The 11950-nt window shown below is 48.1% G+C and carries 13 protein-coding genes; 4 read left to right on the top strand and 9 right to left on the bottom strand.

All coding sequences use genetic code 11. The annotated features are described in order from the left end of the window. Nucleotides 1-137 precede the first annotated feature (137 nt). On the top strand, nt 138-1358 hold the full coding sequence (locus D515_RS06180; RefSeq protein WP_002537053.1) for a GGDEF domain-containing response regulator: 1221 nt from the start codon (nt 138-140) through the stop codon (nt 1356-1358). 29 nt (nt 1359-1387) lie between these two features. Here the strand turns inward: D515_RS06180 and nqrM are convergent, their stop codons facing one another. From nqrM to bolA, 9 genes are all read right to left on the bottom strand, one after another. Further along, entirely contained in the window at nt 1388-1609 is a 222-nt protein-coding gene (nqrM, locus tag D515_RS06175) for a (Na+)-NQR maturation NqrM (protein ID WP_002537052.1), read from the bottom strand. Nucleotides 1610-1619: 10 nt separating this feature from the next. Next, a complete protein-coding gene (locus tag D515_RS06170; protein ID WP_002537050.1) occupies nt 1620-2636 on the bottom strand; it encodes an FAD:protein FMN transferase in 1017 nt (338 codons plus the stop codon). Between the two features lie 154 nt (nt 2637-2790). After that, complete coding sequence (gene nqrF / locus D515_RS06165; RefSeq protein ID WP_002537048.1) at nt 2791-4014, bottom strand: NADH:ubiquinone reductase (Na(+)-transporting) subunit F; 1224 nt, start codon at nt 4012-4014, stop codon at nt 2791-2793. Nucleotides 4015-4045: 31 nt separating this feature from the next. Continuing rightward, nucleotides 4046-4642, bottom strand: coding sequence for an NADH:ubiquinone reductase (Na(+)-transporting) subunit E (gene nqrE, locus D515_RS06160; protein WP_002537045.1), 597 nt, complete (start codon nt 4640-4642; stop codon nt 4046-4048). A 7-nt stretch (nt 4643-4649) separates the two neighbouring features. Further along, a complete protein-coding gene (locus D515_RS06155; RefSeq protein ID WP_002537043.1) occupies nt 4650-5282 on the bottom strand; it encodes an NADH:ubiquinone reductase (Na(+)-transporting) subunit D in 633 nt (210 codons plus the stop codon). Continuing rightward, on the bottom strand, nt 5275-6057 hold the full coding sequence (locus D515_RS06150; RefSeq protein WP_002537041.1) for a Na(+)-translocating NADH-quinone reductase subunit C: 783 nt from the start codon (nt 6055-6057) through the stop codon (nt 5275-5277). Before D515_RS06150 ends, D515_RS06155 begins: the two co-directional genes overlap by 8 nt. Next, the gene (locus tag D515_RS06145; protein WP_002537040.1) at nt 6044-7288 is read right to left on the bottom strand and encodes an NADH:ubiquinone reductase (Na(+)-transporting) subunit B; all 1245 of its coding nucleotides are present in this window, start codon (nt 7286-7288) and stop codon (nt 6044-6046) included. Before D515_RS06145 ends, D515_RS06150 begins: the two co-directional genes overlap by 14 nt. 3 nt (nt 7289-7291) lie before the next feature. Then, nucleotides 7292-8632 (bottom strand): Na(+)-translocating NADH-quinone reductase subunit A, encoded by a 1341-nt coding sequence (locus tag D515_RS06140; protein WP_002537037.1) that lies wholly within the window; start codon nt 8630-8632, stop codon nt 7292-7294. A 489-nt stretch (nt 8633-9121) separates the two neighbouring features. After that, entirely contained in the window at nt 9122-9445 is a 324-nt protein-coding gene (bolA, locus tag D515_RS06135) for a transcriptional regulator BolA (protein ID WP_002537036.1), read from the bottom strand. 198 nt (nt 9446-9643) lie between these two features. Between bolA and D515_RS06130 the strand changes: the two genes are divergently transcribed. From D515_RS06130 to D515_RS06120, 3 genes are read left to right on the top strand one after another with little or no spacing between them, the layout of a single operon-like run. After that, nucleotides 9644-10795, top strand: coding sequence for a methyltransferase (locus tag D515_RS06130; protein ID WP_002537034.1), 1152 nt, complete (start codon nt 9644-9646; stop codon nt 10793-10795). A gap of 3 nt (nt 10796-10798) precedes the next feature. Continuing rightward, nucleotides 10799-11371 carry a YajG family lipoprotein gene (locus D515_RS06125; protein ID WP_002537032.1) on the top strand — a complete coding sequence of 191 codons (573 nt, stop codon included), beginning with the start codon at nt 10799-10801 and terminating at the stop codon, nt 11369-11371. Then, a complete protein-coding gene (locus tag D515_RS06120) occupies nt 11371-11937 on the top strand; it encodes a peptidylprolyl isomerase (RefSeq protein ID WP_002537030.1) in 567 nt (188 codons plus the stop codon). The genes D515_RS06125 and D515_RS06120 overlap by 1 nt, the downstream gene beginning before the upstream one ends. Nucleotides 11938-11950: the final 13 nt, after the last annotated feature.

Here is an 11950-nt window from a genome sequence, read left to right as displayed (position 1 = left end):
ATAAAATCCCCACAAACTGCTGCAAAAATCATCACCAAAGGTCAGCAGCCCCTAGGCTATAGTTAAACGTATAATTAGAAACGACACTTTTGATACCAATTTGGGACAACATGAGATCCCAGAAAAAGGTGCGCAACATGATGATGAGTCGCAAGGTACTGGTTGTCGATGACAGTCCGACATTTCAAAGCTACGTTTCCTCTCTGTTAGAAGATGCGGGATTCGAGCCCGTCGTCTTTGGCAGCCTCGCGGAAACGAAAGCTTATCTGGAAACCAAGCCTAGTTTTGTTAGTGCGGTTCTCGATTTCTGCTTGCCTGATGCCCCTAAAGGCGAAGTGATTGACCTTGTGCTTGAAGCTGGGCATCGGGTCATAGTGTTAACAGGAAATGGGGACAAAGAGCTCAGAGAGGAGCTTCTTGGTAAAGGGATTGTCGATTACATATTGAAAGACAGCGCGGTCTCTCTCGCCTTTTTGGTTCCTTTGCTAAACCGTTTAGTCCAGAACATCGACAAGACAGCTCTGGTTGTTGATGATTCTCCTGCCATCACCCAGTTTCTGAAAGACCTTCTTGAGCGTCAATACATCACGGTTCACACCGCCTCAAATGGTATCGAGGCTCTCGAGGTGATGGATAACGTATGGAACGTAAACCTTGTTATCACCGATAATGACATGCCGTTGATGAATGGCGTTGAACTTACCCAGCACCTAAGAATGAATAACGATCGTGATGAACTGGCGATCATAGGCCTTTCAGCGTCGGATAATCCCGACCTCATTCCGCAGTTTCTCAAAGCAGGCGCCAATGACTTTCTCAATAAGCCATTTAACCAAGAAGAGCTTTATTGCCGCATTCATTCGCAACTGAATATGCAGGATGCCAGTGAACAACTCTACTTTTTAGCTAACCGTGACCATCTTACCGGTCTTTGGAACCGTCGATATTTCTTTAACTTTACCGACGAAAATCCCGCACCTCATAAAAGCATCGCAATGATTGATATCGATAACTTCAAGAACATCAATGATACCTACGGACATGATGGCGGCGACCATGTACTGAAATATCTGGGGCGGACACTGAACATGGCGTTTTCCTCAGCGCTTCCGGCAAGATTCGGTGGTGAAGAGTTCGTGGTTCTCTGCACGGAAAACAGCGATGTTTTTCAAGCTGAACTGGAAGCATTTCGGCAGGAAATTGAACGCACAGTTATCGAATATAATGACCAAATCATCAAGTACACTGTGAGCATCGGGCTTGCGAGTGGAAACCAGTCTCTCGGACTCTTACTGAAAGAAGCGGATGACAAGCTTTACGAAGCGAAAGCTCAGGGGAGAAACCTGTTGAGATCATAAAAAAACCGCCTTTCGGCGGTTTTTCCAATTTAGATGATTTGGTTCTTTTTCCACTCTTCAGTCTTCGCTGCTCGAGCTTCACGCTTCTTGCGCGCATCACACGGCTCAGGGCAATCACATTCTTTCTCGATACCCACTGCGCCCAAACCACCACAGCTTCCGCTGATCGTTTTGCGCTGAATAATGAAGCCAATAGACATACCAGTAATCACCAGAATGAATACCGCGAAGGTTATCAGATACACAGACATCTTATTACCTTTAACGTGTTAGATATGGTTTGAACGCATCCGATGCGACTTCGTTAAATCCATTATCCGTCTTTACGATGAAAAATGCAGGAATATTTTCCTGGTTCGCTAATGCAAGCGCCGCATCTGGGCCCATCACCATAAAGGCCGTAGAGAGGCCATCCGCCGTCATACAAGACTTATCCAGTACAGTTACCGACACAAGACGATGGTTGATTGGCTTGGCTGTTGCTGGGTTAATAGTGTGCGAGTAACGAACACCATTTTCTTCAAAATAGTTGCGGTAGTCACCTGACGTGGCGATTGCCATATCACCCGGTGCAATGATTTCCTGCACGGTTTGCTGTTCAGACGTTGGCTTTTCGATGGCAATACGCCATGGCTGCCCTTCTGCATTTTTACCTTTTAGCTGAAGCTCACCACCGATCTCAACCAAGTAATTATCGATACCCAGTGACGCCAGATAGTTTGCCACTACATCGACACCAAAGCCCTTAGCAATCGATGACAAATCGACGTATAGGCCCGGGTTGGTTTTGATCAGGTTGTTACCCTCTACAGACAAGAACTCAATCCCTGTCATTGCACGGCGCTCTTCAATCTGCTCGTCGGTTGGAACACGGTCAGGACGTCCTTCAGGACCAAAACCCCAAAGGTTAACCAATGGGCCAACGGTGACATCCAATGCGCCATCAGATAGCAGGTTCAGACGAATCGCTTCTGCGACCACTTTTGCCGTGTCTTTCGAAACAGTAAATGGTTCACTGCCTTTTTGCTGGTTAAACAGACTCAGTTCAGAATCCTTGCGGTACGTAGACATCTGATCGTTGACCAACTCCAGACGTGCATCAATTTCCGCCTGAATATCACTGGAAGCAGGAAGTTCCATATCAGAAACATATTTCACCGAGTAATAGGTTCCCATGGTGGAACCTGTCAGGTGTGCTTGCTGAGGCGCTTGTTCGCATCCAGTCAAAACCAGCAGTGCGCTAATCATTAGACCGGCAGACAACAGGAATTTTTTCATTACATCATCCAGTTGATTATAAAAGGGATCAGAAAGAATCACTTTCGACTTTGGTGAGCTAGAAAAGCCATTCAGAAAACAATGATTCTGTCTGATTAGATGCAAAATGGCTGACCCTAAGGCCAGCCATTATCTCCTTCAGACAGCGGGGCGATTAGCCACCGAAGTCATCCAGTAGGATGTTCTCGTCTTCAACACCCAGGTCTTTCAGCATGCCGATCACAGCAGCGTTCATCATTGGAGGACCACACATGTAGTACTCACAATCTTCTGGCGCTTCATGATCTTTCAGATAGTTCTCGAACAGCACGTTGTGGATGAAACCAGTGTAGCCATCCCAGTTGTCCTCTGGCATAGGATCAGACAATGCACAGTGCCAAACGAAGTTTTCGTTTTCTGCTGCCAATCCATCGAAATCTTCTACATAGAACATTTCACGCTTAGAACGCGCACCGTACCAGAAAGACATCTTACGGCTAGACTTCAGACGCTTCAGCTGGTCGAAGATGTGTGAACGCATTGGTGCCATACCTGCACCACCGCCCACAAATACCATTTCTGCATCTGTGTCTTTCGCGAAGAACTCACCAAACGGACCAGAGATCGTACACTTGTCACCTTCCTTCAATGACCAGATGTACGAAGACATGATGCCTGGTGGTACGTCTGGGTTGTTAGGTGGTGGCGTCGCAATACGCACGTTCAGCATGATGATGCCAAACTCTTCTGGGTAGTTCGCCATTGAGTATGCACGGATGGTTTCTTCGTTAACCTTGGACTCGTAACGGAACAGGTTAAACTTCTCCCAGTCTTCACGGTATTCTTCTGGAATATCGTAATCTGCGTACTTAACGTGGTGAGCAGGCGCTTCGATCTGGATGTAACCACCCGCACGGAACGGTACTGACTCGCCGTCTGGAATTTGCAGCTTCAGCTCTTTGATAAAGGTTGCTTTGTTATCGTTAGAGATAACAGAACATTCCCACTTCTTCACGCCGAAGATTTCTTCAGGGAGCTCGATGTCCATGTCAGTTTTCATTGCTACCTGACAGGCCAGACGCTCACCTTCACGTGCTTCACCCTTGCTGATGTGGTCAAGTTCAGTTGGCAGGATATCACCACCACCTGATTTCACTTTCACGCGGCACTGGCCACATGAGCCACCACCACCACAAGCTGAAGATACGAATACACCTGCACCAGCCAGCGCGCTCAGAAGCTTACCGCCTGGTTGCGTGGTGATTGCAAGGCTTGGATCGCCGTTTACAGCGATCGTGATGTCACCTGATGGTACCAGCTTGGACTTGGCGAAAAGAATCACCAGTACCAGTGCCAGTACGATTAGAGTAAACATCACTACACCAAGAATAATGTCCATTGACTATTCCTTAATTCGCGGTTTACCCGACTTACAGTTGAACACCGGAGAAAGACATAAAGCCTAACGCCATCAGACCTACAGTGATGAAGGTAATACCCAGACCACGAAGTGCAGGTGGTACGTCAGAGTACTTCATCTTTTCACGGATACCTGCCAGCGCAACAATCGCCAGCATCCAGCCCACACCAGAGCCGAAACCGTAAACCACAGACTCCATGAAGTTGTAGTCACGTTGAACCATGAAAGATACACCACCGAAGATTGCACAGTTCACTGTGATCAGCGGCAGGAAGATACCCAGTGCGTTGTATAGCGGCGGGAAGAAGCGGTCCAGAACCATTTCCAGGATCTGTACCAGTGCCGCGATAACGCCGATGAAAGTGATGAAGTTCAGGAAGCTAAGATCCACGCCTTCAACAATCGCACCGTTTTTCAGTACCAGGTTGTAAATCAGGTTGTTAACCGGAACGGCCACAGACAGTACTACGATTACCGCAACACCTAGACCGAAAGAGGTTTTTACTTTCTTGGATACTGCCAGGAAAGTACACATACCCAGGAAGAAAGACAGTGCTAGGTTTTCGATGAAAATCGAACGAACCAGCAGACTAATGTAATGTTCCATTACGTCCTTACTCCTTCGCTTCTACTTGTTCAGGTTTGAAGTAACGCACAACCCAGATCAGGAAGCCGATCAGGAAGAACGCTGATGGGGCCAGAAGCATCAGACCGTTTGGCTGGTACCAACCACCTTCTGAAGTCAGAGGCAGAATTGACACGCCGAACAGCTTGCCTGAGCCCAGCAGTTCGCGGAAGAAGCCAACAGAAATCAGTACGAAACCATAACCCAGACCGTTACCGATACCGTCGATAAATGATGGCAGCGGTGGCGACTTCATCGCGTACGCTTCTGCACGACCCATAACGATACAGTTGGTGATGATCAGGCCAACGAATACCGACAGCTGCTTAGAGATGTCGTAAACGTAAGCTTTAAGGATCTGGTCTACCACGATTACCAGCGATGCAATGATCGCCATCTGAACGATGATACGCACAGAGTTTGGAATGTGGTTACGAATAAGCGATACGAACAGGTTCGAGAATGCCGTTACGAAAACTACCGCAAGGGTCATTACGAACGCTGTTTCCAGCTTGGTGGTTACTGCCAGTGCAGAACACACACCCAGTACCTGAAGGGCAATTGGGTTGTTATCCAGTACTGGAGACCAAAGATTCTTTTTCAGTTCTTTAGAATCAGCCATTGATCAGCTCTCCCTGTTGAACTTTCTTCAGGAATGGGCCAAAGCCGTTGTCACCAAACCAGAAGTCAAAGGTGTGCTGTACACCGTTTGAAGTCAGAGTCGCACCTGACAGACCGTCTACACCGTAAACATCTCCAGGTTGAGCACCGCCTTTAACAACTTTCAGCGCAGGCATGCCTTTGTCATCAAACAGCAGTTTGCCTTCGAACTGTGCACGCCAGCGAGGGTTTTCAACTTCGCCACCCAGACCCGGAGTTTCACCGTGCTGGTAGTAAGCGATGTCAGAAACGGTCTTGCCGTCTGTGTCCAGTGCAACGAAAGCATACATCATGCCCCACAGACCACTGCCATGTACTGGCAGGATCAGACGCTCAGTTTGACCCGCGTCGTCTTTCACCAAGTAAACCTTGGCGATGTCAGACAGGCGGCCAATCTTGGCGATATCTTTGTCTGCAGTCAGTTTTACTGACTGAGATGGGTCAGACGCTGCAATGCGTTGGTCAAAAGCCTTCGCTTCTTCAACAGTACCTACGAGGTCACCTGTTTTCAGGTCAACCAGACGTGGTTCGATGAACTTGTCAAAGGTTCCAGTGATGTTGCCGTTCGCATCGATACCAGCAACAGAAAGGATGTTGCGCTGTACGTCCAGCACGGCATTTTTCTCTTGCAGAGGACGCAGAGAAACGGCCGCGAACGATACCACGACTGAACACACGAGGCTCAGCGCGATAACTACGGTCAGCGTTTTTTTAATGCTATCGTTATTGCTTGACACGAGCCAGTCTCCGTTTGATGTTGCCCTGGATTACCAGGTTGTCGAACAGCGGCGCAAACAGGTTCGCGAACAGGATAGCCAGCATCATACCCTCTGGGTACGCTGGGTTAACCACACGAATCATCACTGCCATCGCACCGATCAGGATGCCGTACCACCATTTCGCTTTGTTGGTAAACGACGCGGAAACTGGGTCAGTTGCCATGAACATCATACCGAACGCGAAACCACCCAGAACCAGGTGCCAATGCCATGGCATGCTGAACATTGGGTTGGTGTCAGAGCCGATGATGTTGAACAGGGTCGCTGTAGCGACAAGACCAATCATGGTACCCAGAATGATGCGCCAAGATGCGATTCGCATCGCGACGATCATTGCACCACCAATGAAGATTGCCAGCGTTGACACTTCACCGATTGAGCCAGGGATGTTACCAATGAATGCATCCATCCAAGAGGTTGCTTGGCCTGTGATGTTGTTAACCAGCGCACCTTGACCACCTTGAGCCCATTGGCTCAGTGCTGTCGCACCTGAGTAACCATCAGCCGCAGTCCAAACCAGGTCACCTGAAATCTGTGCAGGGTATGCAAAGAACAGGAACGCACGGCCAGCAAGTGCAGGGTTCAGGAAGTTACGACCGGTACCACCGAAAATTTCTTTTGCTACAACAACACCGAAGGTAATACCCAGTGCTGCTTGCCACAGAGGAAGTGTTGGCGGAACAATCAATGCAAACAGGATAGAAGTAACGAAGAAACCTTCGTTGACTTCGTGCTTGCGCACCATACAGAACAGGACTTCCCAGAAGCCGCCCACGATAAATACCGTTGCGTAGATAGGCAGGAAGTAAGTGGCACCCAGTACCATTTTACTGCCCCAGCCAGCATCTGGTGTCAGCGTACCGCCCAACATTTCTGTCAGCCAGTAGTGCCAGTTACCGCCAACAACTGCTGCCAGTTGCTCTGCACCGTACATAGAGTTCAGTGCCATGATGGCTTGGTTACCAGCGTTGTACATGCCAAAGAACATGGCAGGGAATACAGCCAGCCACACCATGATCATGATGCGCTTCAAATCGATGCTGTCACGAACGTGCGCACCGCGTTTGGTCACTAGGCCTGGGGTGTAAAGAACAGTCGCTACTGCTTCGTACAGCGCAAACCACTTCTCGTGTTTACCACCCGGCTCGAAGTGATGCTCGATATCTTCAAGAAAATTCTTCAGGCTCATCGCTTACCCTTCCTTCTCAATTTGATCCAGGCACTCGCGGAGCATAGGGCCAAAATCGTACTTGCCAGGGCAAACAAAAGTACACAGAGCAAGATCTTCAGGATCCAGTTCCAGTGCGCCCAGCTGAGACATGCTGTCCAGGTCACCTGCACAGATATCACGCAGCAGCAGAGTCGGCTCGATGTCCAGAGGCATCACACGCTCGTAGTTACCGATTGGCACCATAGAGCGCTCACTACCGTTTGTGGTAGTGGTCATGTTGAACAGCTGGCCTTTAAAGAACTGGCTTAAATATGCGCGGGTAACGGAGAACTTGTTCTTACCTGGAGTAATCCAGCCAAACAGTTCTTTTTCACGACCTTCACGAAGCGCGCTCACCTGAAGGTGATAGCGACCGAGGTAACCGTGAACACCACCAGCGTTCGTACCACTTAGTACGGAGCCAGAAATGAGACGGATTTCACCAGGCATCAACTCATTGTCAGTGATGTCTGAGATAGAAGCACCGATTTGCGTGCGGATGAGACGAGGGTTGTTAACAACCGGACCCGCCAGAGAAACGACGCGATCTGTATAAACTTCACCAGTGAGGAAAAGCTTACCGAAAGCGATAACGTCTTGATAGTTCAGGTGCCAAACCTGCACGTCCATACCAACAGGGCGAAGGAAGTGAATGTGGGTACCAACCAGACCTGCTGGGTGAGGACCATTAAACACTTGCTCTTCCACATTGGCTTGGTTGCTACGCGGCAGGCTGGATTCGCCTTTACACACAAACACCTTACCGTCGGTCAGGCGTGAAAGCACGTCCAGACCTGCTACAAAAGCTTCTTGCTGTTCATTAATGATCAGCTCTGCGTTTGCAGCCAGAGGGTTTGAGTCCATCGCTGTAACAAAAACAGCTGCAGGACTTGCGTCAACCGCTGGTGTTTTGCTGAATGGGCGGGTACGGAGCGCCGTCCACACACCTGACTCAACAAGTTGGTCTACGACCACTTGACGATCCAGGCCTGCGATGTCGGAGGCTTCGTATTTGTTGAAAGTGACTTGCTCGTTGCCTTCTACTTCGATGACAACAGACTGAAGAACACGTTTTGCACCGCGGTTAACTTCAACCACAGTACCCGCTGCAGGAGCAGTAAATTTAACGCCTTGGTTCTTCTTGTCTTCAAAAAGAACCTGACCTTTTTTCACTACATCCCCAACACGAACATGCATCGTTGGACGCATGCCAACGTACTCTTCGCCAAGCAAGGCGACTTTTTTGATGGCAGGGCCATCATTTATCACCTGAGCTGGAGTCCCGGCAATTGGGATGTCCAGACCCTTTTTTATTGTAATCATACGCACTTGCACTACATTAACGGGAAAAAATTCTGTTATTGCGCAGTTTAATACACGACTTTCCACTGTCTAGCTGAGCGACTCATTCGCTCACCTTCGCAACTTCCTCATCACCAACCCGCAACAATTCAAGGCATGGGGTCAGTTTTCAAGCGGTGGATTCTATCATTAACCAAAGTCGTGATTCCACGGCAATCACCGTGATACACCCTGAATTTTCAGCAACTGAGCAAACTATGCTCAATTGTAAGCGATAAGTATGAGGCGGTGCACAGTTTAGGGTGCAAATGTGATGTGGATTAATTGTTACAAAATCAACATCTGACACTTGGACCTGTTGCTATCTTGAACAGCTGGATACACCCAATTTATTTAACATTTGCTCATACTTTGGGACAGTCACTGTCCCGTTGCTTGGCATCTGATATTCAAAAGCGATTTTCCTTTCTGCGCTAAAAGGGCTGTTTGAAACAGCCCTTACTTATTGGTCTATTCGGCGTCTAAAACCGAACCACCGTGACATGGCGGGGAGACGGGTGCTTGACCATTTAATTCGCGCCACTCTTCTTCAGTATAAGTATGAATTGCAAGTGCATGGATATCATTTTGCAATTCTTCACTCAGGGTCTGGTTTACCGCACGGTGCCTAGCGATAAGGCGTTGCCCTTCAAACTGTTCACTGACCACAGTCACTTTAAAGTGACTTTCTGAGCCTTCAGGGACGTTATGCATGTAACTTTCGTTTTTTACATCCAAATGCACCGGTGAAAATGCGGTGTTGAGCTTACGCTCAATTTTTTGCTGAACTTTCATTCTTCCCTCTGACTTTAGACGCAAATTTTAAAATAGGTCGTGTCTACGAACTTTTTGTCTTCAACAATTAAAAGTTGACGGGTATGTATACAAACAACCCGAAGTTGCTTGGATATATCCCTATTCTCTCTCCATCCCAAGCCGTTTCGTTATATTATCTGCGACAATATACTCGATTATCTCTAGCTGATACACGCCATGAAAACCACGTTAGACATTGCTGGACAGACGTTTGCACTCCACCGCTATCCTATTCAGAAGAACGAAACCCTGCAGGCATGGGATGCAGCAGATGAATACCTGATCGAGGAACTTGAGAACAGTGTGTTACCAGACAACGCACACATCTTGATTTTCAATGATGGTTTTGGGGCATTGAGCTGCTGGGCGATTCAGAAAGGATATCGTGTCACCATGGTGAGCGACTCCCATTTAGCCCAGTTAAGCACCGAGCAGAACCTCAAAGATAATAACCTTGAAGGCGTCGATATCATTTCATCTTTAACGCCCCTGCCAGTCGATGCCGATATCATCGTGATGAAGCTGCCAAAATATACCCGTTTTCTGATTTGGCAACTCCAGCAGATTTCACATTCTGCGCGGATGAATGTTCAAGTATTAGCGGGTGCAAAAGCCAAAGACATCCACACTTCAACACTTAAGCTGTTTGAAAAACACCTTGGTGCTACCCATACCTCGCTCGCTAAGAAAAAAGCACGATTGATTTTCTGTCAGAAAGAAAAGCAGCTTGAATCAGCGCCGGTTGAAACGACGTCTTTTGACGTTGCCGATTACAAAATGACATTGCAAAACCATGCCAACGTGTTTTCGTCGGAAAGTTTGGATATCGCCGCTTACCTCATGCTTGAACATATCCCTGAAGACCAAGGGATTAAGCACATCATCGATCTGGGTTGTGGGAACGGGGTACTTTCTGTGGAAGCTGCCCGTTGCAATCCACAGGCAATCATCACAGCTGTGGACGAAAGTCACATGGCAGTGGCGTCAGCATCTGCAAACTTGCTCAGTCATGGTATTAAACCAGAACGCATAAATTGCAGAGTGAACAACTGTCTGGAAGGTTTCGAACCAAACAGCGCTGACTTAGTGCTGTGTAACCCTCCATTCCATCAACTCAACACAGTGACAGACCACATTGCCTGGCAAATGTTTTGTGACGCCAGACGGGTTCTTGAACCCAAGGGACGCATTGTAGTGATTGGTAACCGTCACCTCGGCTATCATACTAAATTGAAACGTCTTTTTGGCAATGCACAAGTCATTGCTTCTAATCGTAAGTTTGTTATTGTCGAAGCATATAAACAGCCAGACTCTAAAGGGATGCGTTAACTCATGAAAAAACTTCTGCTTGTTTCCGGACTGGTATTGGGCCTGAGTGCTTGTTCGTCACCCCGCGAACCTCAGATGACGATTGCCCCACAACCTTCTATTTCTTCGGTACCCGTTGCGCAAAGTAAACCTGTTACCGTTGAAAGCCGAGATCTGCGCACTGCTCAGTTTGTGGCAGTGGTAGACAATGGCCGTAAAAATGTGCAGCCAATTCAGGCAACTTCAAACGTTCGCGTGGTATTGGAAGATGCCCTGATCCGTCAACTGAATTCTCAAGGCTACAAAGTGGTTGCCGACAGCAAAGGTAAACTACGCATGGATCTGCTGGACGCGCTGGTGAAAGTGGAGCACAGCGTGTTCTCACACACCATGAACACCAATGTTCAAATCCAATTGGTTGCCGATAATGGGCAGAACAAGTTCGTGAAACGCTACACTGGCAAATCAACCACTGAAGGTTCCACCAGTGCGTCTGTCGAAGACATGGAAATGGCCTTGAATAGCCTGCTCGAAGCTGTACTGCAAGACATTGCTCGCGACCAACAGCTGATGACCTTCATGAATGAGAACTTCTAATGAAAACCGTTTTTAAAACAGCATTAGTCGCTGCCACACTATTTGCAGCTAACGCGATGGCAGCGAACCCTGTTGTCAACGTTGAAACTAGCGTGGGTAACTTCAAACTCGAGCTTTATCCAGAAAAAGCACCGAAAAGCGTCGAAAACTTCCTGAAATATGTGGAAGACGGTAGCTATGTGGGTACGCAATTCCACCGAGTGATTCCAGGGTTTGTCGCACAAGGCGGTGGCTACGACGCCAAATTCCAGCCTCGTCCAAGCACCTATGGCGAAGTGATTAACGAGTCCAAAAATGGATTGGGTAACGAACGTGGCACCATCGCTATGGCAAGGCGCCAGGCGCCAGATTCTGCCACTCGACAGTTTTACATTAACCTGCAAAACAACAGTAACTTAGATGGCAACAGCTACAACTATGGTTACACCGTGTTTGGCAAAGTCATCGAGGGGTTTAATACCGTTGAGAAAATGGCAAAGGTTAAAACCGTCACAATCCCTGAAACTCGTATGCGCGATGTTCCCCAGCAACCTATACTTATCGAGAAGATTCTCATTACCAATTAAGTAGCAGGTTGAG

This window comes from Grimontia indica, from assembly GCF_000333895.2.
GTDB classification, from domain to species: Bacteria; Pseudomonadota; Gammaproteobacteria; order Enterobacterales; family Vibrionaceae; genus Enterovibrio; species Enterovibrio indicus.
The sequence above is the reverse complement of the archived record's forward strand: the minus strand, read 5'-3'. Positions and strand labels throughout refer to the sequence as shown.

Coding starts and splice junctions, on each gene's coding strand:
- D515_RS06180 (WP_002537053.1), top strand. CDS start 138: ATGATGATGAGTCGCAAGGTACTGGTTGTCGATGACAGTCCGACATTT.
- nqrM (WP_002537052.1), bottom strand. CDS start 1,609: ATGTCTGTGTATCTGATAACCTTCGCGGTATTCATTCTGGTGATTACT.
- D515_RS06170 (WP_002537050.1), bottom strand. CDS start 2,636: ATGAAAAAATTCCTGTTGTCTGCCGGTCTAATGATTAGCGCACTGCTG.
- nqrF (WP_002537048.1), bottom strand. CDS start 4,014: ATGGACATTATTCTTGGTGTAGTGATGTTTACTCTAATCGTACTGGCA.
- nqrE (WP_002537045.1), bottom strand. CDS start 4,642: ATGGAACATTACATTAGTCTGCTGGTTCGTTCGATTTTCATCGAAAAC.
- D515_RS06155 (WP_002537043.1), bottom strand. CDS start 5,282: ATGGCTGATTCTAAAGAACTGAAAAAGAATCTTTGGTCTCCAGTACTG.
- D515_RS06145 (WP_002537040.1), bottom strand. CDS start 7,288: ATGAGCCTGAAGAATTTTCTTGAAGATATCGAGCATCACTTCGAGCCG.
- D515_RS06140 (WP_002537037.1), bottom strand. CDS start 8,632: ATGATTACAATAAAAAAGGGTCTGGACATCCCAATTGCCGGGACTCCA.
- bolA (WP_002537036.1), bottom strand. CDS start 9,445: ATGAAAGTTCAGCAAAAAATTGAGCGTAAGCTCAACACCGCATTTTCA.
- D515_RS06130 (WP_002537034.1), top strand. CDS start 9,644: ATGAAAACCACGTTAGACATTGCTGGACAGACGTTTGCACTCCACCGC.
- D515_RS06125 (WP_002537032.1), top strand. CDS start 10,799: ATGAAAAAACTTCTGCTTGTTTCCGGACTGGTATTGGGCCTGAGTGCT.
- D515_RS06120 (WP_002537030.1), top strand. CDS start 11,371: ATGAAAACCGTTTTTAAAACAGCATTAGTCGCTGCCACACTATTTGCA.